The organism is Streptomyces filipinensis (assembly GCF_014649495.1).
GTDB lineage: Bacteria > Actinomycetota > Actinomycetes > Streptomycetales > Streptomycetaceae > Streptomyces > Streptomyces filipinensis.
In genome coordinates, this window is sequence record NZ_BMTD01000002.1 from 321,880 (window position 1) to 347,547 (window position 25,668).

26 protein-coding genes and 1 pseudogene are annotated in these 25,668 nt (G+C 67.3%); 20 read left to right on the top strand and 7 right to left on the bottom strand.

The window, feature by feature from the left end:
- Positions 1 to 99 precede the first annotated feature (99 nt).
- From IE244_RS06440 to IE244_RS06465, 7 genes and pseudogenes are all read left to right on the top strand, one after another.
- Positions 100 to 486 (top strand): CPCC family cysteine-rich protein, encoded by a 387-nt coding sequence (locus IE244_RS06440; protein WP_191871657.1) that lies wholly within the window; start codon positions 100 to 102, stop codon positions 484 to 486.
- A complete protein-coding gene (locus IE244_RS06445) occupies positions 483 to 1,214 on the top strand; it encodes a HEAT repeat domain-containing protein (RefSeq protein ID WP_191871658.1) in 732 nt (243 codons plus the stop codon). The genes IE244_RS06440 and IE244_RS06445 overlap by 4 nt, the downstream gene beginning before the upstream one ends.
- 3 nt (positions 1,215 to 1,217) lie before the next feature.
- Positions 1,218 to 1,373, top strand: coding sequence for a hypothetical protein (locus IE244_RS41780; protein WP_229853980.1), 156 nt, complete (start codon positions 1,218 to 1,220; stop codon positions 1,371 to 1,373).
- A pseudogene (locus IE244_RS42960) lies at positions 1,303 to 1,521 on the top strand (DUF6000 family protein); the annotation flags it as partial. The gene IE244_RS41780 and the pseudogene IE244_RS42960, both read left to right, overlap by 71 nt.
- Positions 1,422 to 2,027 (top strand): class I SAM-dependent methyltransferase, encoded by a 606-nt coding sequence (locus tag IE244_RS06455; RefSeq protein WP_308436255.1) that lies wholly within the window; start codon positions 1,422 to 1,424, stop codon positions 2,025 to 2,027. The pseudogene IE244_RS42960 and the gene IE244_RS06455, both read left to right, overlap by 100 nt.
- A gap of 35 nt (positions 2,028 to 2,062) precedes the next feature.
- Positions 2,063 to 2,560 (top strand): HAD domain-containing protein, encoded by a 498-nt coding sequence (locus IE244_RS06460; RefSeq protein WP_191871659.1) that lies wholly within the window; start codon positions 2,063 to 2,065, stop codon positions 2,558 to 2,560.
- 140 nt (positions 2,561 to 2,700) lie between these two features.
- Positions 2,701 to 3,264, top strand: coding sequence for a tyrosine-type recombinase/integrase (locus IE244_RS06465; protein WP_268252866.1), 564 nt, complete (start codon positions 2,701 to 2,703; stop codon positions 3,262 to 3,264).
- Between the two features lie 225 nt (positions 3,265 to 3,489).
- On the opposite strand, the gene IE244_RS06470 is transcribed toward IE244_RS06465, so the two are convergent.
- Complete coding sequence (locus IE244_RS06470) at positions 3,490 to 4,596, bottom strand: tyrosine-type recombinase/integrase (protein WP_229853981.1); 1,107 nt, start codon at positions 4,594 to 4,596, stop codon at positions 3,490 to 3,492.
- Between the two features lie 390 nt (positions 4,597 to 4,986).
- On the opposite strand from IE244_RS06470, the gene IE244_RS06475 reads away from it, so the two are divergent.
- From IE244_RS06475 to IE244_RS06485, 3 genes are all read left to right on the top strand, one after another.
- Positions 4,987 to 5,253: a hypothetical protein gene (locus IE244_RS06475; protein ID WP_093779986.1), complete on the top strand. Its 267-nt coding sequence runs from the start codon at positions 4,987 to 4,989 to the stop codon at positions 5,251 to 5,253.
- Positions 5,250 to 5,642 carry a type II toxin-antitoxin system VapC family toxin gene (locus tag IE244_RS06480; protein ID WP_191871660.1) on the top strand — a complete coding sequence of 131 codons (393 nt, stop codon included), beginning with the start codon at positions 5,250 to 5,252 and terminating at the stop codon, positions 5,640 to 5,642. Before IE244_RS06475 ends, IE244_RS06480 begins: the two co-directional genes overlap by 4 nt.
- Before the next feature lie 165 nt (positions 5,643 to 5,807).
- The gene (locus tag IE244_RS06485) at positions 5,808 to 6,143 is read left to right on the top strand and encodes an ankyrin repeat domain-containing protein (RefSeq protein ID WP_191871661.1); all 336 of its coding nucleotides are present in this window, start codon (positions 5,808 to 5,810) and stop codon (positions 6,141 to 6,143) included.
- On the opposite strand, the gene IE244_RS06490 is transcribed toward IE244_RS06485, so the two are convergent.
- A protein-coding gene (locus IE244_RS06490; protein WP_191872111.1) for an IS5 family transposase occupies positions 6,115 to 6,914 on the bottom strand; the annotation gives its coding sequence in 2 pieces (ribosomal slippage) (positions 6,115 to 6,575 and positions 6,575 to 6,914; 801 coding nt in all). The two genes, IE244_RS06485 and IE244_RS06490, sit on opposite strands and share 29 nt — an antisense overlap.
- Positions 6,915 to 7,329: 415 nt before the next feature.
- Here IE244_RS06490 and IE244_RS06495 point away from each other — a divergent pair.
- Genes IE244_RS06495 through IE244_RS06515 form a run of 5 tightly spaced genes read left to right on the top strand, consistent with a single transcriptional unit; the run spans position 7,330 to position 17,123 of the window.
- Positions 7,330 to 8,850, top strand: coding sequence for a hypothetical protein (locus IE244_RS06495; protein WP_191871662.1), 1,521 nt, complete (start codon positions 7,330 to 7,332; stop codon positions 8,848 to 8,850).
- On the top strand, positions 8,828 to 9,631 hold the full coding sequence (locus tag IE244_RS06500) for a hypothetical protein (RefSeq protein ID WP_074993142.1): 804 nt from the start codon (positions 8,828 to 8,830) through the stop codon (positions 9,629 to 9,631). Before IE244_RS06495 ends, IE244_RS06500 begins: the two co-directional genes overlap by 23 nt.
- Positions 9,624 to 14,123, top strand: coding sequence for a coiled-coil domain-containing protein (locus tag IE244_RS06505; RefSeq protein WP_191871663.1), 4,500 nt, complete (start codon positions 9,624 to 9,626; stop codon positions 14,121 to 14,123). Before IE244_RS06500 ends, IE244_RS06505 begins: the two co-directional genes overlap by 8 nt.
- Entirely contained in the window at positions 14,095 to 15,237 is a 1,143-nt protein-coding gene (locus IE244_RS06510; RefSeq protein ID WP_191871664.1) for a hypothetical protein, read from the top strand. Before IE244_RS06505 ends, IE244_RS06510 begins: the two co-directional genes overlap by 29 nt.
- On the top strand, positions 15,234 to 17,123 hold the full coding sequence (locus IE244_RS06515) for a tetratricopeptide repeat protein (RefSeq protein ID WP_191871665.1): 1,890 nt from the start codon (positions 15,234 to 15,236) through the stop codon (positions 17,121 to 17,123). The genes IE244_RS06510 and IE244_RS06515 overlap by 4 nt, the downstream gene beginning before the upstream one ends.
- A gap of 333 nt (positions 17,124 to 17,456) precedes the next feature.
- Here the strand turns inward: IE244_RS06515 and ychF are convergent, their stop codons facing one another.
- Positions 17,457 to 18,545, bottom strand: coding sequence for a redox-regulated ATPase YchF (ychF, locus tag IE244_RS06520; protein WP_191871666.1), 1,089 nt, complete (start codon positions 18,543 to 18,545; stop codon positions 17,457 to 17,459).
- Between the two features lie 343 nt (positions 18,546 to 18,888).
- On the opposite strand from ychF, the gene IE244_RS06525 reads away from it, so the two are divergent.
- A complete protein-coding gene (locus IE244_RS06525; RefSeq protein WP_373305715.1) occupies positions 18,889 to 19,287 on the top strand; it encodes a DUF6542 domain-containing protein in 399 nt (132 codons plus the stop codon).
- Positions 19,288 to 19,325: 38 nt separating this feature from the next.
- Here the strand turns inward: IE244_RS06525 and ppgK are convergent, their stop codons facing one another.
- Together ppgK and IE244_RS06535 are read right to left on the bottom strand one after the other, a co-directional pair.
- Entirely contained in the window at positions 19,326 to 20,072 is a 747-nt protein-coding gene (gene ppgK, locus IE244_RS06530) for a polyphosphate--glucose phosphotransferase (RefSeq protein ID WP_191871668.1), read from the bottom strand.
- Between the two features lie 29 nt (positions 20,073 to 20,101).
- Positions 20,102 to 21,118 (bottom strand): 4-hydroxy-3-methylbut-2-enyl diphosphate reductase, encoded by a 1,017-nt coding sequence (locus tag IE244_RS06535; protein WP_191871669.1) that lies wholly within the window; start codon positions 21,116 to 21,118, stop codon positions 20,102 to 20,104.
- 83 nt (positions 21,119 to 21,201) lie between these two features.
- Here IE244_RS06535 and xseA point away from each other — a divergent pair, with 83 nt between their 5' ends.
- The 3 genes from xseA to IE244_RS06550 all read left to right on the top strand — a co-directional run bounded on the left by xseA (position 21,202) and on the right by IE244_RS06550 (position 23,396).
- Entirely contained in the window at positions 21,202 to 22,410 is a 1,209-nt protein-coding gene (gene xseA, locus IE244_RS06540) for an exodeoxyribonuclease VII large subunit (RefSeq protein WP_191871670.1), read from the top strand.
- A complete protein-coding gene (locus IE244_RS06545; RefSeq protein ID WP_191871671.1) occupies positions 22,407 to 22,661 on the top strand; it encodes an exodeoxyribonuclease VII small subunit in 255 nt (84 codons plus the stop codon). Before xseA ends, IE244_RS06545 begins: the two co-directional genes overlap by 4 nt.
- Before the next feature lie 144 nt (positions 22,662 to 22,805).
- The gene (locus tag IE244_RS06550; protein ID WP_031163774.1) at positions 22,806 to 23,396 is read left to right on the top strand and encodes a malonic semialdehyde reductase; all 591 of its coding nucleotides are present in this window, start codon (positions 22,806 to 22,808) and stop codon (positions 23,394 to 23,396) included.
- Positions 23,397 to 23,459: 63 nt separating this feature from the next.
- Here IE244_RS06550 and IE244_RS06555 read toward each other — a convergent pair whose 3' ends face one another.
- Positions 23,460 to 23,987 carry a DUF4245 domain-containing protein gene (locus IE244_RS06555; RefSeq protein ID WP_191871672.1) on the bottom strand — a complete coding sequence of 176 codons (528 nt, stop codon included), beginning with the start codon at positions 23,985 to 23,987 and terminating at the stop codon, positions 23,460 to 23,462.
- 128 nt (positions 23,988 to 24,115) lie between these two features.
- Between IE244_RS06555 and glpX the strand changes: the two genes are divergently transcribed.
- Positions 24,116 to 25,150, top strand: coding sequence for a class II fructose-bisphosphatase (gene glpX / locus IE244_RS06560; protein WP_031163780.1), 1,035 nt, complete (start codon positions 24,116 to 24,118; stop codon positions 25,148 to 25,150).
- A gap of 65 nt (positions 25,151 to 25,215) precedes the next feature.
- Here the strand turns inward: glpX and IE244_RS06565 are convergent, their stop codons facing one another.
- The gene (locus IE244_RS06565) at positions 25,216 to 25,593 is read right to left on the bottom strand and encodes a WhiB family transcriptional regulator (RefSeq protein WP_031163782.1); all 378 of its coding nucleotides are present in this window, start codon (positions 25,591 to 25,593) and stop codon (positions 25,216 to 25,218) included.
- Between the last annotated feature and the right edge of the window lie 75 nt (positions 25,594 to 25,668).

The following is a 25,668-nucleotide window of genomic DNA, read 5'->3' on the forward strand; positions in this document are numbered from 1 at the left end:
CGTTTACGGGTGTCCTGCGGACTGGCTGCGGACTGGCCGGGGGTCCCGAGGCTGAGAAATCCATGGCACACGGGCGGGACCTGCAACGAAACTGCGCAGGTGAGCGACTCCTACCCCTGCCCGTGCTGCGGACACCGCGTGCTGAGCGCGATGCCCGGCTCGTACGAGATCTGCCCCGTCTGCTTCTGGGAGGACGACGGGGTCCAGTTCCGCTGGCCGACCATGGCCGGCGGGGCCAACAAGGTCTCCCTGCTCGAGGCCCAGCGCAACTACCAGGACTTCGGCGCCTGCGACGAGCACGGCCGCCGGTACGTCCGCCCGCCGGCTGAGGACGAGCCCTTCGACCCCGCCTGGCGCCCCATCGATCTGACACGCGACTCCTTCGAGGACTGGGAAGCTGCGGTCCGCGCCCCCTGGCCCGAGGACCGCTCGGTGCTCTGCTGGTGGCTGCCCACCTTCTGGCGCCGGGACCGCTCCGCGCCATGACCTCCCACATCGAAACACTCGTCCAGCAACTCGACGGCAAGGCCGACGAGTCCTACGACGCCCGCGCGGAGCTGATCTGGATCGGCGCCGACGCCATACCCGCCGTCATCAACGGCCTGCCTTCCCTCGGCGGCTTCGGTCAGCTGACCGCCATCGAGGTCTTCGAGGAGGTGAGCGATCCCCGTTGCGGCCCTGCTCTCATCGGCCTGCTGGACAGCGACAACCCGACCGTCCGCGAATGGGCGGCCATGGCCCTGGCGAGCCTGGAGATCGACGGTGCCATCGAGCCCTTGCGCCGCGCCTACCGCGCCTGCTTGGAACGGGCGACCCCACCGGACTGGACCGAGTCCGTCGGCATCCGCTGGGCCCTGACCGAACTCGGCGCACGCACCCCCGTCGTCCCAACGCTCACCGCATGCCTGCGAGCCGCCACCGCGGACGACGTCCCTGGCTGGCCCTCGACCCATTTCACCGAGATCATCAACGACCTGGCCGACCATGCCCAGGTGATCCTCTACTCCCAGTTCTGGCGGGTGGACGCCGGCCGCACGTACAGCGTCTCCGGCCCCGGCCTGGACTGGGAACTCGACTGGACCGCGCCCTGGGAGCACCTGGTCGAAGAGTCCCGCACATGGTCCCTACTGGAAGCCTCCGAAGCCCCTGCCGGCGACAACATCTTCGTCGTCCCCACCTGGATCGACCGGACCGACCTGCACCCGGAGAGGTGACCGATGCCGTCCCAGCACCCCGAGGAAGTCGGCTACGGCCACGCGGTCGAGAGCTACGTGACGAGGATGTACGGCGGCCTCCCGCGCTATCTCGTACTGGGCGGTTCCTGGGCCCCGGTGGTGGCTCACCACACGCTTTACCCGGCACCTGATCGCTGACGCTGCCGCGATCAACGACGAGGAACGGGAAGCCCTCCTCGGGTACGAATGGCGCTCGCGTCTCACCGCCAGCTGGCGGATCGGCGTCGACCGCCGCGAACGGTTCCGAGCACGCATCGGCGACCTGCTCATGGCCAGCGAGGTCTGCTATTCCGGCGGCGCCTACTGCTTCACCTTGGCCCGCTTCGGCACCCACGCCGACGCTGCGGCCTCCAGGTCCGCCGCGCCCGCTCCCACTACGGCCGGCTGAACAACCTCGCCTTCGTCGCCGGCCACGCCCTGCACCACCTGCACACCTCCGACGAGCAGTTCGACGCCATCTACTCCGTCTTCGGCGCTGTCGGCCTCGTCGCCCCCGAGCTCCTGCTCCCGGCCATCACCCAACGCCTCACGCCCGGCCGGGTGCTCGCCTTCTCCGTCCCCCACCCGCAGCGTGGCGGCCGAAGCTCCTCCGGCGACGACCGGCCCCGCCGCGACTACGTCACGCTCCCCGACCGCACCCGGCTCCCCATCGCCCGCTGGGAGTTCTCCACCGACCGCTGGGAGAAGCACCTCAGCCAGGCGGGCTTCTGGCTCACCTCGGCCCAGGAGTTCCATGATCCCCGCATGGGCCACTGGCCCACCACCCTGCTGATCCGCGCCCGCAAGCTCTGACCAGCCATTCGCCCCGGCTTCCCTTGGAGGAACCGATGCGCTCGCCCTGTCTGCTCCTCGACATCGACGGCGTCCTCATACCCTTTCCCGACGCGGACGGCTCGACCCCAGCCACCCACGCCCGCCACGACGTCGTCCCCACCGGCCGGAGCGCCGACAACCCGGTCACCGTCTGGCTCGACCCCGCCCACGGCCGCCTGCTCATGGACGTGATCCGTACCGGCCTGGTCACCCCCGTCTGGTGCACCAGCTGGCGGCAGGACGCCACCACGCTGATCGGGCCCCTCCTCGGCCTCCCGCCCCTGCCGTACGTCGACCTACCGCGCCCCCAGATCGCCACCAGCCATCCCAACGGCTACCTGTGGAAGCGCGACCACGTTGACGCCTGGCTGGCAGACGCCCCCGCCGTCTGGATCGACGACGACTTCACCGGCCTCGACCACGCCTGGGCGGCGGAGCGCACCGCCGAGGGAACAGCGACTCTCCTCGTTCAGCCCGACCCACCCCACATGGTGAGCGGCGGGCGCGGTTGAACGCCATCGCCGCCCTCCGTAGTTCCGCCCGGTCGGCGCCGAACTCCGTCCCCGCGCTGACCTACACGGGGACGGATGCGGCGGATTAATACGGAGCTAGTGTCAGCGAGCGGGCCTGGGGCCGGCAGGCCCGCCGGGCGATGCAGAAGCGCAGGCCTGGCGAGAAGGTCGCTCCTTCCGATCCCGGGCTCGCCCTGGGCTCGACGTGCGACCACGGTCTCGCCGGCTGCGGGGGCCGCCGGCTGGGCGGGGTCGGGGCAGTAGCGGGTCCAGGCGTCGAGGTCCGGTCACGGACGGCCGCCCGGAAGACGGCGTTGACCGTGTTGAAGACTGCGATGAAGGCCCACCTACGGGACTTCCCCGCCGATGGGTCCAAGGGCCTGGTTTTCACGGCGCCGCAAGGCGGACCCGTGGTCTACACGCACTTCATGGACGGGTCCTGGCGGCCCGCCTGCGCGAAGGCCGGCATACCGAGGGGCACCGGACCCCACGCCCTCCGGTACCACTACGCCAGCCTGCTGATCAAGCACGGCGAGTCCGTGAAGACGGTCTCCGAGCGCCTCGGCCACACCAACGCGGCCATGACGCTGAACATCGACACCCACCTGTGGCTCGCCTCCGAGGAGCGGACCCGAGCGGCAGTCGACCAGGCGTACGCGGACCGGTCCGCCGATGCCCAGCCACAGGTCGACGAAGCGACGTAGCCGCCACCCCGCGCGTTGACCGAAGTCAGCACGCTGCGGACTCTGTGCGGACCGCAAAGGCCGCCCTACCCGCTCCGTCGCAGGTCAGACGGCCTTTCGCAGGACGTATCAGACGTTGAAGCGGAACGTTCAATGCAGCGCTCCCACCTGCGGAAACGTTCCTTCGGGTGATCGTATCCAGCACCCATCCAGCACCGTCGGAACTGATCCAGCACATCCAGCACTTCAAGCCGCGGAGACAGACCCCTCCGAGTACTCGACTACAGGACGCATGGCGTTCTGCATGACGTCTCGACAACGATCCCACGCCTCGGGGACCAGGTGACCGTAGATGTCCACGGTCGTCTTGATCGACTTATGACCGAGCCAGCGCGAGACCTCGCGGATCGGGACCCCGTTCGCCAACGCGGTCGAGGCGAAGAAGTGCCGCAGGCTGCCAGGCGTGTACTTGGCCTTGCCGTCCACATCGACCAGGCCAGCAGACACACACGCCTTCCCGAAGTGGTAGCCGTAGGTGGAGGCGGTGGGCATCACGCCCTTGCCACGCTGGCGCGGGGCGAAGAAGACCTCCAGTCGCCGTGGTCTGCCCTGCTGACCGGTGAAGGTCACGGGCACCGGCTTCCACCGTGACAGGTGGTTGTCGATCTCCTGCTCGACGAACGGAGCGGCCGGGACATCCCGGTACTCACCCTCCGTCCGGTGCTTGAGCGGCACGAAGACCGTGTGGCAGTCACTGCGGCGAGCCTTGGCGCTGACCTGCCAGCGGATCCTGACGAAGCCCGACCGTCGGCACTCGGTGGAGAAGGCCAGGGCTTCGCTGGGGCGCTGGCCGGTACCCGATTGAAGGTAGACCGCGAGCCGGTACTGCGGGGCGATGTGCTCCGCGATCAGATCGACCTCGCCCAGCGTGGGAATCTCGTCCTCGTCCACCGCGCACGGGGCCGCCCGGGATACCCGGATGCCGCGCGCGGGATTGTCTGGGATGCGTTTGTCAACGACGGCCGCCTCCAGCATGGCGGCCACCATCACCATCCGGTCATTGACCGTGGAGACCGCCAACCCCACACCGGAGGCATGCAGGTCCTTGGCGAACTCTTCGAAGTCGCGCCGCGCTAGCCCGGCCAGCATCTTCCGTCCCAGGCGCGGCACGAGATGGTTACGGATGAACCCTTCGTAGTTGCGATGCGTCGACTCACCGATGCCCCGTCGCTCGAGCCACTCCTGAGCCCAGGCCCGCAACGGCACAAGTCCACGGACAGGATCGAAGTGGATGCCGGCTTTCTTGTCGTTCTCGACCTTGTCGGCGAATGCGTCCGCGCCGTCCGAGCCCACCCGACGGGGAAACGACCTCTCCCGCTGCCGCCCGCGCCTACCGCCCGGTTCCCGGTACCGCACCGTCCACCCGTGCCGACACCGCGGACGATCACAGGGAAAGTTCCGGTCCCGGACATCCCTCTTGCACCTCTGAAAAACGCTCGCCACCCAAGCCCCGATCCTTCGCCCGGCCCGTGCTCGAAACCGTGCACCGCCACCTCACGACTGAGCAAGACATCCACCACCAATCCGCACTTTCCGGCGAATATGCACCTAGCCCCCACTCTCAGCCCCGCAGGCCATCGAGTCGGCGAGACCCTACTCGCTGGATGCGCTCACACCCTCCGCGCTAGCTGCCACGTGATCCGTGCATCAGCACCAAAGGCCATACCGCGCTATGGTTGATGTATGGCTACCAAGAAGGTGACTATCACGCTCGACGAATCCCTGGTCGAAGCCCTGGCCGGAGCCGCCGAGGAAGAAGGCATCCCGCTCTCCCGCCTCGTCGCAGGAGCAGCCGAACGCGAGCTGCGCCTGCGAGCCGGCCGGGCCGTCATCCAGGAGTGGCAGGCGGAGCACGGCGCCTTCACCCCGGAAGAGCTCGCCGCCGCCCGCGCGGACCTGGCCGCCGCCGACGCCGAGTACCTCAGCAGCTCGGGAGCTTCCGCCGCGTGAACATCCCCTACCTGTACGACGCCGGCGTACTCATCGCCATCGACAACGACGACCGACGCATGTGGGCCCGCCACAGCCTGGCCCTCGAAGACGGCCGGGACATCCACGTCCCGTCCGTCGTCGTCAGCCAGGCATGGCGGGACTCCCGCCGCCAGGTCAGACTCGGCAAGTTCCTCGCCGGCTGCCACGTCGTACCCGTCGGCCTCGAAACCGCCAAAACCGCAGGCATCCTCTGCGGCAAGGCCGGCACCTCCGACATCGTCGACGCCATCGTCGTAACCATGGCAGCCAGCCTCAGCGCCATCATCTGGACCTCGGACCCAGACGACATCCGCAGCCTCATCGACGCCCAGGACATCAAACCGGCCACTGTAATCCGCACCGTCTGAGCACCGATCGTCTCCGACGACCAGCCCGTACAGGCTCAGAGATCGCCGAGGCGGAGACAGGTGCGGCCACCTGCTCGCGTAGCGTTCTTAGACGTCATCTCAATTGGTAGCTGGCGGCGTAGATAGTCGCTGGCAGGCAGGCTGGGGGGACGGTTGAATGCCTGGGTGAGCGACTACTGGACACCCGCGCATCGAGCAGTCGAGCAGGAGGATGCTAAGATCCTGGACCGGTTGCTGGCCACCGGCTCAAATCCCGACGAGGTCTTCGGCAACATGACGCTGTTGACCCACGCAATCGACGCCGAGGGTGATGGCTGCTTGCAGAGCGGGCAGCCGTTGACTGTGCACACCACGGCCGTGTTGCTGGCCTTCGGGGCTGATCCTGAGCTCGCAGACCCGGAGGGCCGCACCCCCATGGACATGGCCAATCGCTACGGCCACGACCTGGCGGTGAAACTGCTGCAGGCCCACATCAGCAGACGAGCCGCCGGTAACAGATGAGGGTGCAGGCGATGCTGGTGAAGGCGAGGAAGTGATCGGCCTTGCGCTCATAGCGGCGATGGAGGCGGCGGCAGCCGGCGAGCCAGGACATGGTGCGCTCGATGGTCCAGCGGTGGCGGCCGAGCCGCTGCGCGGTCTCGATCCCCTTGCGGGCGATGCGGTGCTTGATGCCGCGCCCTCGTAACCATCGGCGCAGATGAGGATAGTCGTAGCCCTTGTCCGCGTGGAGCTTGTCGGGCCTGCGTCGCCGCCGCCCGCGGCGGGAGCGGATCGGTGGTACGCCCTTCACCAGGGGGATCAGTGCCTGGCTGTCGTGCAGGTTCACCACCGAGATTCCGACGGACAGGGGCAGACCCGTCCGCTCGGTGATCAAATGGATCTTCGATCCGTACTTGCCCCGGTCGACAGGATTCGGGCCTGTCAGGTCCCCCTTTTCAGGGCCCGCATGTTCACCGAGTCGATCGCGCAGCGGGACCAGTCCAACTCGCCGCGCGAACCGAGCTCGTCGAGGACCAGACGGTGGAGCTTGGCCCACACCCTGGCCTTCGTCCACTCGGCAAAACGGCGGTGAGCCGTCGCCCCCGACGGACCGAACGACGCGGCGGGCAACTGCTGCCACGTGCAGCCCGAGGTGGCCACGAACACGATCGCGGCCAGCACCTCACGGTCGCCATGCCGACGGCGGCCACCGCCCTGAGGCCGCGAAGGCGCCTCCGGCACCACCCGCTGGAACAACTCCCACAGCTCATCCGGCACCAGCCGCTCAACGATCCCCACCACGCCTCACAGCCTACAGAGGCAACCAATTGAGATGACGTCTTAGTGCCCGCCGACACGACGTTCTCCACATCGTGACCTGCACTCTCCCGAAAGGACGAAAGGCTCGCCCTACATGCACCGCCACTCTTGGCATCGACGCTGAAATCGTCACCGCCCTCTCGATCAAAGCCCGTTACAGCCAGGCCCCGCAATGATTCATCTGGCGCAGCTTGTAGCGGAATGAGGGAATCCGAATACTGGATCCACCCGACACCCCGAGGCACCTAGATCGCCACCAAACAGGGGAACATCAGTTCGTGAACGATGAATTTCGGCCCGTGGCTCAATCATGAGCGAAGGAAGTCGTCGAGCCGGGTATCCGAGGATTCCCCTTACGGCGGTGTAGGGGGTGCTAGCGTGACTGATCGTGTATCACGATCTGCCCCACCCGCCTCACTTGCCTGATGAAGGACTGGTTCGCCGCGTCAAGGCACTGGCTTGTACAGCACCATTGCAGGCATTGGATCAGCGCAAGGCATCGCTGGATTGGGCAGATGCCAAGGTCTATCACATGGCCGAAATCGCGTTGCACACGATCGATCAGGTCACCATCGCGATGGACTTCGACGCCGGAGCCGAACACACCAAGGTACTTGAACAGGTAAAACACTTCGTCGCGGCTCAGGCGCCCGACAGAGACGACGCCGAGCACGCCGCTGTGGCCGACTGGGTACTCCAGCGGCTGATCAATGTCGGCACCATCGAACGTGGATTCTCCTGGCACTACGGGCTTGTCGGAGACGAGGGAACCTACGACCGCTTCGAGTTCGACTTCAAATTGCTGGTGGAACAGTCGACACCCGACGGGTTTTCACTGCGGGCCACCGACGAGGCCATCAACGTACTCGTCGGCGCATTGGATACAGACGTGGAATCCGCGCAGATCGCCGCCGAGGTCAAACTCGACAATCTCATCAGGCGCGGTCGGCTCGCCGACGCCAAACTCGCCGCCGAACAGGCCAGGTACCGCACGGTCCAATATGGAGAGACACTACGTCGCTACCTCGATGCCACCCGTCGCGACGTTCGCACGGTGGACTGGGAACGGGTGGTACCAGACCTGCTGTTGGACGCGCTTGAGCACATCGAGGGCCGCTACACGGCGGAACACGCCATCCTGACCAATATCACCGCCGCGCGGGACGACTCTGACGATCCGCGCCACAAGCAGCGGGCAGCGGAGCTCGTGGAGATCGTCCGCGACTGTATCCGCCGTCATATGCAGCTCCAGAAAGCCGTACAGGAAGCGGGCGATCAGTTCCGTTCCGAACAGGACCGTCAGCTGTTCTCCGGCGAACCGCAGCGCGCCGCGCTCCACTTGCACGGACAACTGCTGGTACCGCTACTTGGACTTCCTGTGGGCAAAGCACTCGGGCCGGTGTACGACTTCTTCCGTGGGGCGGTCGCCCCGGCACCCCCCGAAGTTCCCACGCTGCCGTCACTCGTGGAGCGTCTCCTGCAACGGCCCTCGGAGCCCGAGAGATTCGCCGGCGAGGTTCGAGATCCTCAGTTCGACCCCGTGCCGGAACGGGAATTGTTCACTCCCGAACATTTCAGGCTAGCGAGCGAGATCCTCTCCCTGCCCGGTGGCTCCGCGTCTCTGAGCGACTTGCTCGCACGTGCGCGCCGCCATGAGCCCCAGGTCGCCCGGCTGGTGATGCATCGGGCGGCACACGCTTTCAACCCGTCCGTCGGTGACGCGGTACGTGAGCACGTACCTGAGGTGTTGATCGCCGTACCCACCGGGGATCCCCTGCACAGCCCGCAGTTCGGCGGCGATGAACTGTGGCTCACGAAAGCAGGCGTAAGGCCAGTCGTTCCAGGATCGGAGGAGCCAGGTACGGCTCGGCACGAGGAGTTCGGTGATGAGATCTCGCTTCACGGATGACGACGCCGAGCAGGCCGCGCAGCTGCTCGCTTTCGCGATGCGCCCTCGGCTGCTGCCGAGTCGCGACAACGCCTATCGAGAGCTTCTGCGCCGCTACCGGCACGACGGCGCGTTCCGAACGTTGACCGGACGGATCGCCGCCGGTCTGGGGCTCAGGGTGCTGGGGGAACACGAGGACATCGGCCTCGCGATCGCGGCCGACGGCGGTTCTCCCTTCGAGACCAGGATGGAGACCTACGCCCGCCGCACCCAGAAGGAAGGCGGCTACGCCGAGCGCTTTCTGCACGGCATCATCCACCTTGCTGTCGCCGCGGTGTCCTTTCCCCGGCCGGACGACCTCGCCGAAGACGAGTACGTCGGCAGGGTCAGTGTCGACGTGGTCGACGCCGTCGTTCGCGAAGCCTGCGACCGGTTGCGTGAAAAAGCGGCGTCCCGTGAGGAGTCGGCCGACGTACCCAGTGACGCACCGGAACTGGAATTGGCGTGGCACGCGTATGCCAACCGTCCGGAGGCATTCCCCACCAAGGACAAGCGTCGAGCGATGAACACCACCAAGGGCATGGTTTCCCGAGCTCTAAACTTCCTCGCGGAACAGGGCTTCCTGACGCCGATGAAGAACGCCGGCGAGGACGTCTTTCAGACCACACGGCGTTACCAGCTTCAGGTGCGTGAACTTGCGGCCACCAGCGCTTTCGAGGAGTTGGTGGCGCTGGGCGTGGTCCTTCCCATGGCTGTGACGACCGGACCGGGAACCGTGGCGGAGGCTCCGGAAGATGTATGAACTGTCCCGAGTGCTCCTGCAGTCCGTCGGGCCCAAGGCGGCGCGCTACGAGAACGTTCTCCTGGACTTCAGCGGCGTCGGAGACCCTATCGCCGACCGCCCCGCCACCTTGTTCAGTGTCAGGGACGAGCAACCTGTCCGGCGCCCCTCCCCGGCCACGGTGCTCTTCCTTGAGAACGGCGGCGGCAAGTCCGTACTGATCAAGCTGATCTTCTCAGTCCTGCTGCCCGGACGCCGTCAAGTGGTGGGTACCCGTGATCCTCGCGCGCTGAGCGGATTCGTACTCGACAACGATGTGGCCCACATCGCGCTGGAATGGACACACACCCGCAGCGGGCGTCGACTGGTGACCGGCAAAGTCGCCGAGTGGCGCCACCTCAAGGCGACTCAGGACCCGTCCAACTTGATTGAACGCTGGTACCACTTCCGCCCTACACGGGAGACCACACTCGACACCCTCCCCGTGGCCGAGGACGGACGATATCTGCGGCTGGCCGACTTCATCGGCGAACTCGACGAGGCCCAACGGGCTGATCCTGAACTTGAGTTCAATCATTTCCGCGTTCAATCCGAGTGGACAGAACGACTCACAGACCTCGGCTTGGATCCCGAACTCTTCCGCTACCAACGGGCAATGAACGCCGGGGAAGGTGAGGCGGCCGACGTCTTCTCCTTCGCCAGCGACGCTGCTTTCGTAGAGTTCCTGTTGTCAGCCGTGGTGCCCACCGGACCGGCACAGGATCTCGCCAACCTGCTGAGCTCCTACGGCGACAAGCTCGGCAGGCGTGGTGCGCTGACCTTGGAACGGGACTTCGTGGCTGGCGCGCTGGAGTTCCTCGAACCGCTGGCCGGCATCCACATCACCGCTCTCACTGCCCAGGAGGAACAGCGGGCCGCGAGGAAGACGCTGGACGCCTTTGTCCGTTCGGTGAAGGTACGCGCGTTCCGTGAGGTCGAGGCCGCCAAGGCGAGCGAAGAGGTTGCCAAACGCCTTGGCGGCGACCTGCGGCGGGCCGTGCTCCACCACGAGAAGCTCGCGGCCGCAGCCCGTGAACTGGGCCGACTCACAGCCTTGTTGAAGCTGGCCGAAGCCGAGGAGGAACAGCAGAAGGCCCGCGCCGCGTGGAACCGAGCGCAAGAGACCGAACGCGCCTGGAAGGTCGTACCCCGCCTGGCCAAGAGCCTGGAAGCGACCGCCAACGCGAACCGGTTGCGTGAGCTGGTCCGGCGTACTGAGGAAGCCGCCCTTCCGGCACTTCAGGCCCGGGACGCCGCGCTGGAGGTTCTCGTCGGGGCATTGCGCACCATGTCACGGCGCCTCACTGAGCAGGCGGAGACGGCGCGGCATCAGGCAGAGAGCGAACGCACGCTGTCCGAGCAGGCCCAGACCGAGCACAACGCGGCCGTCGGCCTGGCTGCCGAGCACCGGGCGCAGGCCAAGGCGCTCGACACCCGTATCCAGGAAGTGCGGGACGCCCTCGCGGACGCTGTGCGCGACGGTCTGCTGAGCGACGGCGTGACGGCTCGTGACGCCGCGCGGCAAGCCGAGGAGGAGGCCCGTAAGAACGCCGAGGAGATATCCCGTCTGGAATCCGCCGCCGAGGACGCGGCGGGGCTTCACGATGCTTCCCACCGAGCTTGCCGAGCCGCTGAGCAGACTTTGGCCGAGGCCCGGCACTCTCTTGATCTGGCCCGCCGCGACTGGACGAGAGCCGACGAGCGCACCCGTGCCCTGGAAGCGGAGATCCAGCCGCTCGCACTCCTGGACATCGAACGTCTCGACCTTGAGGTGGACGCTCCCAGGCTGGTGGGCAAGCTCGCTCAGCGACGTGACGCCGCGGATGTGGAAAGGACCGAGATCCGTATCGCCATGGTCCGTGACGAACGTGCCAGGCTCGCGTTGGAGACGAACGAACTGCTGCCGCCCTCACCGGAGGCCGCGGAAGCGTGCGAGACTTTGCGAGAAGCCGGTGTCGACGCCTATACCGGCTGGGACTACCTCGCCGGTCTGCCCCGGGTCGAGCAGCGCCGTGCGCTCATCGAGCGCGTGCCGCATCTGGTCACGGGCGTACTCCTGAACGATCCCGAGCAGACGGCGCGGGCAACGGAGATCCTGGTCGCCCGGAAGCTGTGGCCCAGCACGCTGGTGGCGCTGGGCACCACCACGGACATGCACGAACCCATCGCATCACTCTCCGGGCTGGATTTCGTGGTGCCTCCGCATCCGGCGCTGTACGACGAGAGAGCAGCCGCGGAGGAGCGGCTCGCTTTCGGTCGTCGTCATGACGAACACCGCGCGCGGATCGCCGAGTGGGACGCTCGGCAACGTATGTTTCTCTCGCTGCTCAACCGTCTAGAGGAGTGGCGGGTGGACTTCCCTGAAGGAAGGCTCGCCGAACTGCGTGAGATCGTCACCGTCCGGGTGCAGGCTCACGACGAGGCCCAGGAGGCGCTGACCGAGCAGACCGAGAAGCGTGAGGTTGCAGCCGCCCGTCTCAAGACCATCCGCGAAGCCATTCCGCCGCTTCGTACGGCGCAGTCGGCACTGGAAACCCGTAAGTCCACGTTGAGTGGGCTGGCCAGCCAGGAGGAGCGGATCCCCAACTGGCAGACCGCTGTGGACCAGGCTCGGACGGCGGAGGTTCGAGCACGAGAGGCCGCTCAGCAGGCGGAAACAGCTGCCGAAAGTCACCGGGCCGCCAGCGCCGAGCACGTGCGCACGATGGACCGTCTGACCGGCTCCGCGCACCGTATGACCGCCGAACTGAATGAGCTTCCGGGCGCCGACGCCGTTACGGAGAACAGGACAGAGGTTCCGGCGGAACCGCTCCCCGTGCTGCGCCGTGCCTACGAGGCTGCGGCCATCGAGTATGAACGCGCATCTGTCGGTGCCGACCTGCTCCTCGACATGCGTCAGGCGGAGCAACGCGAGAAGCAAGCGGCGCAGGAGCTGGGTGATGATTCTCCCGAAACACAAGCAGCCGCCCAGGCGTTGCTGAACGGTCCTGACGGAGTGGACGGCGCGAGCCGGGCCGCCGCTCAACGCCGTGCCGAACAGGCGGTCTCCGACTGCCAGACCTCACTGTCCGAGGCAGACGCGAGTGTCGCGGAACACCGAGCGGTCCTCAAAGACTTTCCGGAACCGCTCACCGACGTGGACCTCGCTCCCTACGGCCCGCCTCTGCACGTCTTACACGGTATGCGTCTGATCGAGGCGGCGGAGCACGATCGGGACGAGGCAGAACGTATCCGGCGCGAACTCGACTACCACAGCGAGCGTGCCGAGCGCACCGCCGCCGCCCTGCGCTCCTCCGCGAAGAACTTCACGGACCTGATCACCGTCTTGTCCCGGTCGGGTGAGCCCCGCGAAGACGACATACCGTACGAGGGCGGTGTCTCGGCCGCCCGGGACCGGCACACCGTACTGAAGACCGAGTACGACCGGATCGGGACAAAGGTCGAGACGGCACTCGCCGAAGAACGAACGCTGACCGACCAGCTGGTCGGGTTCGCCGCGGACGCGCAGTTCGGGGGGCTGCCCTCCCCCAGCCGCACCGTCATCCAGTCCTGTCCTCGTGCCGAACTGCCGGCGCGGGCGGCCGAATGGAGCGATAGCCTTCGCCCCAGACTGCGTAGCCTCACCGTGGACCTGGACTCCATCGAACGGCACCGCCGGCAGATCGTGCTCCAGCTGTGCCAGCAGGTGCAGGAGGCACTGCGGACCTTGAAGCGGGCGCAGTCCCTTTCCCGGCTGCCCAGGGGGCTGCAGGAGTGGTCCGAGCAGGAATTCCTGCGGATCCGCTTCACCGAGGTCTCCGAACAGGCGCTGGAGGACCGGCTCGGCACGGTCGTGGACGAGACCGCCGAAGCCGCGATCCACAGAAAAGAGATCAAACGGGACGGCCTGGCCTTGCTGTTACGCGGCGTGACCGAAGCAGTGGCTCCTAAGGGGTTCCGGGTGCGGATCCTCAAACCGGACGCCGTTCTACGGACGGAACGGGTGCCCGTCTCGGCCATGAAAGACCTCTTCTCGGGCGGCCAGGTGCTGACCGCGGCCATCGTCCTCTACTGCACCATGGCAGCGCTGCGCGCGAACGAGAAGGGCAGGGTGCAGCACCGCCGGAACTCGGGCGTGCTGTTCCTGGACAACCCGATCGGTCGCGCCTCGGCCGGTTATCTGTTGAGGCTTCAGCAGTCGGTCGCCCGCGCGCTGGGTGTCCAACTCGTCTACACCACAGGGCTGAACGACCTGGCGGTCCTGGACTCCTTCCCGCTCGTCATCCGTCTGCGCAATGACGCCGACCTACGCGCACACCGCATGTACCTCACCGTCGTGGGCGACAGGAGGAAACATCTCCTCGAGCCTCTTGAGGAGGGCGAGAACCCGGTGATCACGTCCATCAGGTACCACGCCCGTGCTGACGCAGAGCACAACCACCACCAGGATCCCGGGGAAGAGAGCGTTGACCGATCTGAGTCGTCCCGCGCGTGAGCTGCTGAGCGCGCTTCACGAACACGCCCATTCGCAGAAGAAGTGGGACGGCACGCGTAAGACGAGCGTCTCTCTGCCGGAGTTGCGCCGTGTCTTCCGTACGGTGCCCCATCCGAAGGTGGAGGACGAGCTGGAGTCGGTGGTTCTGAGGCGTCATCTGGACGAGCTGTACGAGTGCGGGGCCATCACGGCGATGAAGGGCGACGACGGGGAGAGAATTCCGTTGCCGAAGGGCGTGTGGGTGCTGCCCACCCACCAGGCGGCGAAGAAGGTGCGGGAGCCGCTTCCACCCTTGCATCCGAACATGCGCAAGGTGGCCGGGTACTGGGACAACGCCGCGCCCAGGACCCGGATCGGCTACCGCGCGGTCAACAACTGGTTCCTCTCCGAGCCTGATATGACACCTGCACCGAAGCGTGAGCGTGCTCTTGACATCTTCGGTAGTCGCACCTATTCGGGATGGTTCGATGCCGAAGAAAAGGCATTCGACGAGTTGGGGGGTCCGTTCTTCTCAGACCGGGAAGCTCTGTACAAACTATTGCAAATGTATTCGGCGCCGCCTCAAATCCTCACCGAGAGACTCATCGCAGAGAGCGACGGTTACTACGGGCGCATCGGCGACGGTGACGTTCTCCTGGTCGTAGAGAACGTCACCACATGCTGGTCGTTGATAGAGGCGTTGGACAGGATGAAGGACCACACAGTCGGCTACGTGGCCTGCGGGATGGGAAGTTCGTTCTTGGCCTCACTCGCCGGTGTCAAGATGCTTCGACGCGGCAAGATCGCGGAGATCCGCTACTTCGGCGACCTCGACCCGACCGGATTGTCAATCCCGGCGGCGGCTGCCGAGGAGGCCGCCAAGGACAACGACCTCCCCGCAGTTTTGCCTGCGGTCGGGCTCTATGACGCGCTGCTTGGCACCGGCACCCCGTTGCCGCGCAAGGAGAGACGCCTTACGACGCAACAGGCAACCGGCCGAGTCCGATGGCTTGATCCTTCGCACCAGGCCATGGCGACTGCGCTGTTGTGCGGCGAAGATCGCCTCGCCCAGGAATGGGTCAACCTGCGGTATCTGAAGTCGAACAGCGAGTGGCTCAGGGACATGCACAGATGAACGAGAGTTTTGCGCTCCCGCACCGCGATCCGAGTTTCCTCGGACGGTCCGAACTGGTGGACGATGTGCTTCCCGGGTATCTCGACCGGGCAGACGACGGCGTACCGGTCGTACTCAACGGGCGAGTGGGCATCGGGAAAACAATGGTGAGCAGTGAACTGGCTCATCGGCTGCACTCTCGGTACGCAGACGTGAGCTGGATCGACGTGACAACTGCCGGTTCTGGTCAACCGGCCGAGCGGATCGCCGCCTGCCTGACCACCGTCCACGGGAGAACGGGACCTCATCTTCTGGTGTTGGACGGGGTCTCGGACCCGGACGACGTCGTCCGGTGTCTACCGCGGGACGAAACCAGAGTACTAATCACATCGCGGGCCGACACGGGGGTCTGGCATCGGATCGCTCATGTCGTCCAGGTTCCGGTACTGCCCCGCGAGGAGTCGGTACGCCTGCTGAGGAAACGGGTCCATGGGCTCACAGAGGCCGATGCCATGCACCTGGCCGGCGCGTTGGACGACCTGCCGCTTGCCATGGAGAACGCAGCGAGTTGGTTGACGAGCGGCATGACGCCGGGACAAGTGCTGGAACAGTTGAAGTCGAGTGCTTCGAAAATCCTCAGCGGGTATCGGTCATCCGATTTCCCAAGGTCGCTCGCAGGCCGGCTGTCGAAGGCAACGAGTGTGCTTGCTGCCGGAGCAGAGGAAGACCGGCGGATGCTTCATCTCCTTCACGCACTAGCCGTTCTCGGACCCGCTCCTTTTCCTACCCGTGCATTGAGGGGGGACCGATGGGAAGTATCGGATTCGGATGCGCAATACCTCCTGACTATTTGCGACCTGCATCGCAGACTGGGAGGTCTACGTGATCGAGGGCTGGTGATTTTACAGACTGGCGTGGCGAGACTCGATGAAATCAGTGGTGCAGTCATCCGTGACCTTCTCGTCGCCCGCCCGGAAGACGAGGCCGCCGCCTTTGCAATGGCGGAACAGTTGTTGGTGGCAGCGGTGCCAGAGCGGGCCGCAGTGGAGGGAGCGTGGGGCGACTGGGCGCTGGTGACTCCATCCGTCCTCGCTCTCGATCCTGCGCATGTCCACACGAAGCCTGGTCGCAAAGCGATTCTTGACACATACGCTTACTTGGTGGACAGCGGCAGATACAAGGAGGTCATTGACAGTCTAGGAAATCTTCGCACTGCATGGGAGGAGTATTTCGCGCAATGTCGTGCCGATGAACTGGTGGTGATGTCAGTGCTGGCTCGCGCCCACTTCGGACGTGGGCACTACGAAGACGCCGAGCGACTCAACTTGCAGGTCTACTGGGAAAGGGAGAGAAACCTGGGGCCGCGCGATCCCAGCACCCTGGTTGCGTCAGCGTATTGCGCGCTCGACCTCGGCGCCAAGGGCCACCACTCTGACGCGTGCCAGCTTGCCAAAGATTCCTGGCTGGAGCAGTGCAATATTTTCGGCGAGGAAAGCCGACCAGCGATGCGTGCGGGAAGCTACCTGGCACGGCTTCAGACACCACAGGACCCCAACCTCGCTTATCGGCTGGGCCTGCGTATTCATCGCCTCCAAATTACCCACCTCGGCGTCCGCCACCAGCACACCCTGGACACAGCTCACCACCTGGCGCTCTGTCTCGTCGCTCTGAACGACTTCCGGAAAGCTCTCCCCCTACTGGAAGAAACCCTGAAGTATCGGCAGGAGACCTTGCCTCCCGGCCATCCAGACACTCTCTGGACCGCCGCACACTCCTACCTGCTATCGGCGGACCTGGGTCGTCCGGTGCACCAACCGGCCCTACGTTGGGCCTGCGACGGCCTTCGCAGGATTTTCGACAGGGATCATCAGGTCGTACGCCGCTTGATGGCAATGGTCAAGTATTGACCAGACAGCTGGCATCTCGGTAAGCAATGGGAGCTGCGGGAGAATTCCTGCGGGGAGCTCACCATACCCGCTTCATTCGTCAACTACACCGCGGCGTCAAGCAGAAGACACGGCATCGGGATTCGAGATGGTAAGACCACCTCGACAGCACGGAGTATCAGCACGTCAGAGCGCCACGACAGCCTCCAGTCCACCGGGTCGGTGGCCTGTCGACATCGCCGCCGGTACGCGACGGGTCGAAGAGGATCGCTCGCCCGGCATGGAAGGGGCCGAGCTCCCGAGAGGGCTCGACCCCGGACGCACACATTGCATTAACGTGCAGTGATTCACCGATCACACATTGAAGCGGAACTCCACCACGTCCCCGTCCTGCATGACGTACTCCTTGCCCTCCATGCGGGCCTTGCCCTTGGCGCGGGCCTCGGCGACCGAGCCGGTCTCGACCAGGTCGGCGAAGGAGATCACCTCGGCCTTGATGAAGCCCTTCTGGAAGTCGGTGTGGATCACGCCGGCCGCCTCGGGGGCCGTGGCGCCCTTCTTGATCGTCCAGGCGCGGGACTCCTTGGGGCCGGCCGTGAGGTAGGTCTGCAGGCCGAGGGTGTTGAAGCCGACGCGGGCCAGGGTGGCGAGGCCCGGCTCGTGCTGGCCGACGGACTCCAGCAGCTCCAGGGCCTCCTCCTCGTCCAGCTCGGCGAGGTCCGCCTCCAGCTTGGCGTTGAGGAAGATCGCCTCGGCGGGGGCGACCAGGGCGCGCTGCTCGTTCTTGAACTCCTCGTCGACCAGTTCGTCCTCGTCGACGTTGAAGACGTAGAGGAACGGCTTGGTGGTCAGCAGGTGCAGGTCGTGCAGGAGCTCGTTGCGCTCGGTGCCCTGGACGATGCCGTGCGCGAAGAGCGTGTCGCCCTTCTCCAGGATCTCCTTGGCCTCCTCGACGGCCTTGACCTTGGGGGCCACGTCCTTCTTGATCCGCGACTCCTTCTGCAGGCGCGGGAGGACCTTCTCGATCGTCTGGAGGTCGGCGAGGATCAGCTCGGTGTTGATCGTCTCGATGTCGTCCTTCGGCGAGACCTTGCCGTCGACGTGGACGACGTTCTCGTCCTTGAAGGCGCGGATGACCTGGCAGATCGCGTCGGACTCGCGGATGTTCGCGAGGAACTTGTTGCCGAGGCCCTCACCCTCGGAGGCGCCGCGCACGATGCCGGCGATGTCGACGAAGTCGACCGTGGCCGGAAGGATGCGCTCGGACGAGAAGATCGACGCCAGCTTGGCGAGGCGGCCGTCGGGCACGCCGACGACGCCGACGTTCGGCTCGATCGTGGCGAACGGGTAGTTGGCCGCCAGCACGTCGTTCTTGGTCAGGGCGTTGAACAGGGTCGACTTGCCGACGTTGGGCAGGCCGACGATTCCGATCGTGAGCGACACGTTGCGACTTCCCGTAGATGAGTGGGCCAGAGGCTGCCAGGGGCCAGAGACCGACACTGGCCGATCCACCAGTCTACGGCGTCCGCGCCAGGGGGCTCCCGGGGACGTCGAACACATGACCGAGCTCTTTCCCTCGGCGTGTCTGATGGCCTATTCGGCACATAAACAGACCTAAGTTGGTCCAGTGGAGCAACGCAGAACGCGACCCCCGAACGACGGAGCGCGACGCGGCTCGCCGAAGCCGTCGCACCTGCCTCCGCAGGCGCGGCGCAGGCCCGGCGGCGAGCGCAGGCCCGGCCCGGGGGCGCGGCGGCCGGGGCGCCGGGAGCGCGCCGCTCGGCCGGTGCCGCCCGGTCCGCCGCCTTCCGGCGCCCGGCTCACCGGGCTCGGCAGCGGTCTGTTCTGCGCCGTGGTGATGTTCCTGCTCGGCTGCCTGGACTCGCTGCTGTTCGGCGCGTCCCTCACGGTGTACGGCGTGCTGTTCCTGCCGGTGTGCGTCCTGACCGCGCTGTGGGTGCGGGCCGGGGACGTGCTGACCGCTCCGGTGGTCATGCCGATCGCGTTCGCGGTGGGGCTGGTGCCCGTCACCGACGGCAGCGAGGGGCTGCTCGGCCGGCTGATGGGGCTGTTCACCGGGCTCGCCACCCAGGCCGGCTGGCTCTACGGCGGGACGCTCGCCACCGGGCTGATCGTGCTCGTGCGCCGGGTGTGCTGGGTACGGGGGCGCCGGCGCCGGGCCTGACCCCGCGCCCGCGGCCCGGCAGGATCCGCAGGAGAGCCCTACGCCTGCTGGGCCGCTCTCATCGCCGCCCCCACGATCCCCGCGTTGTTCTGCAGCTGGGCGGGGACGATCTCGGCCTTGACGCCCTCGATGAGGTGCAGGAACTTGTCGGACTTGCGGCTGACCCCGCCGCCGATGATGAACAGCTCCGGCGAGAACAGCATCTCCACGTGCGCCAGGTACTTCTGGACGCGGCGCGCCCACTGCTGCCAGCTCAGGTCGTGGTCGTCCTTGGCCTTGCTGGAGGCGCGCCTCTCCGCGTCGTGGCCGCCCAGTTCCAGGTGGCCCAGCTCCGTGTTCGGGACGAGGACGCCGTCCACGAAGACGGCGCTGCCGATGCCGGTGCCGAAGGTGAGCAGGATGACCGTGCCCCTGCGGCCCTGGCCGGCGCCGAACTGCATCTCCGCGACACCCGCCGCGTCGGCGTCGTTCACCACGGTCACCGGGAGGCCGTCCAGCTTGCCGCTGAACAGGGCGCGCGCGTCGGTGTCGATCCAGCTCCTGTCGACGTTCGCGGCCGTACGGACCGTGGCACCGCCGGTGACCACTCCGGGGAAGGTCAGGCCCACCGGGCCGGTCCAGCCGAAGTGGTCGACGACCTGCTTGACCCCGTCGGCCACTCCGTCGGGTGTCGCCGGATGCGGGGTGAGCACCTTGCAGCGTTCCTGGGCCAGGTCGCCCCTGTCCAGGTCCACAGGGGCGCCTTTGATCCCGGATCCGCCGATGTCCACACCGAAGATCTGCATGGCACCACGTTACGACGGGCGACTGACGGTCACGCCTCGGCGGTGCCGGACCCGCCGCGCTCGGCGACCAGGGCGGCCGCCTCCTCGCGCAGGTCACGGCGGAGTTCCTTGGGCAGCGAGAAGGTGATGGACTCCTCGGCGGCCTTGACGATCTCCACGTCGGCGTAGCCGCGCTCGGCGAGCCACTGGAGGACCTGCTCGACCAGGACCTCGGGGACGGAGGCGCCGGAGGTGACGCCGACCGTGGTCACGCCCTCCAGCCAGGCCTCCTCGATCTCGCTGGCGAAGTCCACGAGGTAGGCCTCGCGGGCGCCGGCGAGCTTGGCGACCTCGACCAGCCGCTTGGAGTTGGAGGAGTTGCGCGAGCCGACGACGATGACCAGCTCGGCCTCGGCGCCCATCTGCTTCACGGCGAGCTGGCGGTTCTGCGTGGCGTAGCAGATGTCGTCGCTGGGCGGCGAGACGAGGCCCGGGAACTTGGTCTTCAGGGCGTCGACGGTCTCCATGGTCTCGTCGACGGAGAGGGTGGTCTGGGACAGCCAGACGACCTTCGACTCGTCACGGACCTCGACCTTGGCGACGTCTCCGGGGCCGTCGACCAGCTGGATGTGGTCGGGGGCCTCGCCGGAGGTGCCGATGACCTCCTCGTGGCCCTCGTGGCCGATCAGGAGGATGTCGTAGTCCTCGTTGGCGTAGCGGACGGCTTCCTTGTGGACCTTGGTGACCAGCGGGCAGGTGGCGTCGATGCTGGCGAGGCGGCCCTGCCTGGCCTCCTCGTGGACGACCGGGGCGACGCCGTGCGCGGAGAACATGACGATGTTGCCCGGTGGCACCTCCTCCGTCCGCTCGACGAAGACGGCGCCCTTCTTCTCCAGGGTCTGCACGACGTACTTGTTGTGGACGATCTCGTGCCGGACGTAGATCGGGGCCCCGTACTGCTCGAGGGCCTTCTCGACGGCGATCACGGCGCGGTCCACACCGGCGCAGTAGCCCCGGGGGGCGGCGAGCAGGACACGGCGGCCAGGCGAAGCGGTCATACGTCCCATCGTAAGGGTGCGTTCGGCGGCGTTTCCCACGGCCGCGTCCGGCGCCGCTCCTCCTGTCGGTACCCCCCGTTACTCTCAAGCGCATGGCTGCGAAAACCACTCCCGAAGCCCCCCTCCCCGTCGGTGAGGTCTCCCGGCTGATCGGGGGCTGGATCGAGCGGCTCGGCGCGGTGTGGGTCGAGGGGCAGATCACGCAGTTGTCGCGGCGGCCCGGCGCCGGCGTCGTGTTCCTGACGCTGCGGGACCCGTCGCACGACATCTCCGTGAGCGTGACCTGCTACCGGCAGGTGTTCGACGCCGTCGCGGACGTCGTGGGCGAGGGTGCCCGCGTCGTCGTCCTGGCGAAGCCGGAGTGGTACGCACCCAGGGGCCAGCTGTCGCTGCGCGCCGCCGAGATCCGGCCCGTCGGCGTCGGCGAGCTGCTGGCCCGGCTGGAGCGGCTGAAGAAGACGCTCGCGGCGGAGGGGCTGTTCGCGCCGGAGCGGAAGAAGCCGCTGCCCTTTCTGCCGCAGCTGATCGGGCTGGTCTGCGGGCGCGCCTCGGCCGCGGAGCGGGACGTGCTGGAGAACGCCCGGCACCGCTGGCCCGCCGTCCGCTTCGAGGTGCGCAACGTCCCGGTGCAGGGGGTGCACGCCGTTCCGCAGGTCGTGCAGGCGGTGAAGGAGCTGGACGCGATCGAGGACGTGGACGTGATCATCGTCGCGCGGGGCGGTGGCAGCGTCGAGGACCTGCTGCCCTTCTCCGACGAGCAGCTCGTGCGGGCCGTGGCCGAGTGCCGTACGCCGGTCGTCTCCGCCATCGGGCACGAGCCGGACAACCCGCTGCTGGACCATGTCGCCGACCTGCGCGCCTCCACCCCGACCGACGCGGCCAAGAAGGTCGTCCCGGACGTGGGTGAGGAGTTCGAGCGGGTGCGGATGCTGCGGGACCGGGCCCGGCGCTGTGTGAACGCGTATCTGGAGCGGGAGGAGCGGGGTCTCGCGCACGCGCTGGGCCGCCCTTCGATAGAGGATCCGCACCGGATGCTCGACGAGCGGGCCGACCACGTGGCGTCCCTGGTCGGGCGGAGCCGCCGCACCCTGGGCCATCTGCTGGACCGGGCGGACTCGGAGCTGACCCATACGCACGCGCGCGTGGTGGCCCTCTCCCCCGCGGCCACGCTCAAGCGCGGTTACGCGGTCCTGCAGAAGCCCGACGGGCATGTGGTGCGGGGCCCGGACGAGGTGACGGAGGGCGAGGCGCTGCGTGCGCGCGTCGCCGACGGTGAATTCACGGTGAAGGTGAGCGAATGACCAGCAAGGTGGACGAGGCGCTCTCGTACGAGCAGGCGCGGGACGAGTTGATCGAGGTCGTACGGCGTCTGGAGGCGGGCGGTACGACGCTGGAGGAGTCCCTGGCGCTGTGGGAGCGCGGGGAGGAGCTGGCCAAGGTGTGCAGGCGCTGGCTGGAGGGGGCGCGGGCCCGGCTGGACGCGGCCCTCGCCGAGGAGGAAGAGGGAGCGGGAGGGGGCGAAGAGACGGGAGCGGGAGGGGGCGTCGGGTAGGCGCGGGAGGGCGGGCTGTGAAGCGGGTCACCCCATCGCCCCATTTGTTGAAGGTTGAACTTCACTGTCGTAGGGTCGGTGTCGTCAGCAGAACCGGACCGTGGTCCGGTACGCCGGAGCACGACGCCCCTAGGAAGTCCACGCATGTCTCTCGTTCTTGACCCCGCCGCCCAGGACCTGCTGTTCCGCGAGGCCCGCACCGCGAACGCCTTCACCGACGAGCCGGTGACCGACGAGCAGGTGCAGGCGATCTACGACCTGGTCAAGTACGGCCCCACCGCCTTCAACCAGAGCCCGCTGCGCATCACCCTGGTCCGCTCCCCCGAGGCCCGCGAGCGCCTGGTGCGGCACATGGCCGAGGGCAACCAGCCGAAGACGGCCGCCGCCCCGCTGGTCGCGATCCTCTCCGCGGACAACGAGTTCCACGAGGAGCTGCCGACCCTCTTCCCGCACTTCCCGCAGGCCAAGGACCTGTTCTTCAGCGAGCGTCCGGCCCGCGAGGGCGCCGCCGCGCTGAACGCCGCCCTGCAGGCCGCCTACTTCATCATCGGCGTCCGCGCCGCGGGCCTCGCCGCGGGCCCGATGACCGGCCTCGACTTCGAGGGCGTCCGCAAGGAGTTCCTCGACGACGACCACACCCCGCTGATGGTGGTCAACATCGGCAGGCCGGGCCCGGACGCCTGGTTCCCGCGCTCGCCGCGCCTGGCGTACGACGACGTCGTCACGACCGTCTGAACCACCGCAACACGACAGAGGCCCCCGGCACCGCCGGGGGCCTCCGCGCATGGCGCGCGCGACTCACCGCGTCTTCAGCGCCGCCGCCACCTTCGTCAGCTCCGTGAAGGACGCCGTGCCGGCCACCACCGTCGTGGAGCCGCGGGTGCCGTTCAGGACGAGGGCGTCGTAGCGGCCGCCGGTGTAGCGGGTCCAGGTGCGGCCGCCGATGGTCTCGGTCTCCTTCGTGGCCGACGCGCCCTGGCTGGCCTCGTCGATGAAGTCGGCGGGCTTCTGCGTGGACTGCTCGACCTGCACGTACTGGCTGTCCGGCGTCTGGAAGCCCAGGTGCCAGCGGTCGGAGTTCTCACCCTGGAAGCGGACGGAGGTCGCCTTCCACGCGCTCGGCAGGCCCTCGGGCGCGGCCACCGGGTAGCTCGCCGCGCGACGGGCCGTGATCAGCTCGACCCGGTAGTCGACGCGCTTGAGGTCGGGAGTGTGATCGTCGTGCGGGATGGCGAGGAGGTAGACGACCGCCGCCGCGATACCGATCAGAGCCAGGGAGAGAATCATGTCCCGGGCCGTCTTCTGCTTGCCGTTCGAACCTGCCACGCCCTCTATCGTCGCAGGTGCCCCATCCGCTCATCCGTGGGGTCCCCTGCTCATTTTGTCTGTCCGGCGATAGAGTCAGGGTCCAATACCCTCATCCGGCCGTCGTCGTATCAGAAAGGTGCGCTCCGATGACCGAAAATCATCACCTTCCGTCCGAGCTCGATGTTCCCTCCGAGGCTCCCGACCGTAACCTCGCCCTGGAACTCGTCCGGGTGACCGAAGCCGCCGCGATGGCCGCGGGCCGCTGGGTGGGGCGCGGCGACAAGAACGGCGCCGACGGCGCCGCGGTGCGTGCCATGCGGACCCTCGTCTCCACCGTGTCGATGAACGGCGTCGTCGTCATCGGCGAGGGCGAGAAGGACGAGGCCCCGATGCTCTTCAACGGGGAGCACGTGGGCGACGGCACCGGCCCCGAGGTCGACATCGCGGTCGACCCGATCGACGGCACCACGCTGACCGCCAAGGGCATGCCCAACGCGATCGCCGTCCTGGCCGCCGCCGAGCGGGGCGCCATGTTCGACCCGTCCGCCGTGTTCTACATGGACAAGCTGGTCACCGGCCCGGAGGCCGCCGACTTCGTCGACATCGACGCGCCCGTGGCGGTGAACATCCGGCGCATCGCCAAGGCCAAGAAGTCCTCGCCGGAGGACGTCACCGTCGTCATCCTCGACCGGCCGCGGCACGAAGGCCTGATCAGGGAGGTCCGGGAGGCCGGCGCACGCATCAAGCTGATCTCCGACGGCGATGTCGCCGGCTCGGTGTACGCGCTGCGCGAGGGCACGGGCGTCGACCTGCTGCTCGGCATCGGCGGTACGCCCGAGGGCATCATCTCGGCCTGCGCGGTGAAGTGCCTGGGCGGCACCATCCAGGGCAAGCTGTGGCCCAAGGACGACGAGGAGCGGCAGCGCGCCATCGACGCCGGTCACGACCTGGACCGTGTGCTGACGACCGACGACCTGGTGTCCGGCGAGAACGTGTTCTTCGTCGCGACCGGTATCACCGACGGTGAGCTGCTGCGGGGTGTGCGCTACCGGTCGGAGACCGCGCTGACCGAGTCCATCGTGATGCGGTCGAAGTCCGGGACGGTGCGGAGGATCGACTCCGAGCACCGGCTGAGGAAGCTGCGGGCCTACAGCGCGATCGACTTCGACCGGGCCAAGTAGCGGCCCCGCGCCCTTCGAGGCAGGCGGCGCCCTCTGTGCGGAGAGGGCGCCCCACCTCCGGGGTCCTAACCCGCTATGCGGTTGGCCGTCGTCGCCCTCGCCGCCTTCTTCAGTTCCATCTCCCGCCTGCGGCGCCGCGCCAGGACCACTCGGCGTTCGGCTGCCGTGAGGCCACCCCAGACGCCGTACGGCTCGGGCTGGAGGAGGGCGTGTTCGCGGCACTCGACCATCACGGGGCAACGCGCGCAGACGCGCTTTGCGGCCTCTTCGCGGGAGAGCCGGGCGGCGGTCGGTTCCTTCGACGGGGCGAAGAAGAGACCTGCCTCGTCGCGTTGGCAGACCGCCTCGGTGTGCCAGGGAGCGTCTTGGTCCCTGTCGCGCGCTGGCATCCGCTGGGCCGGAACGGCAGCGACCTGCAGGGACGAATGCGGCGGTTGCAGCACGGTCTACTCCTGACGACGGCTTCGCGAGCGAGAGACGATGCAGCAAGGCCTACCCGCTGTGCGCGCGCCTATGCA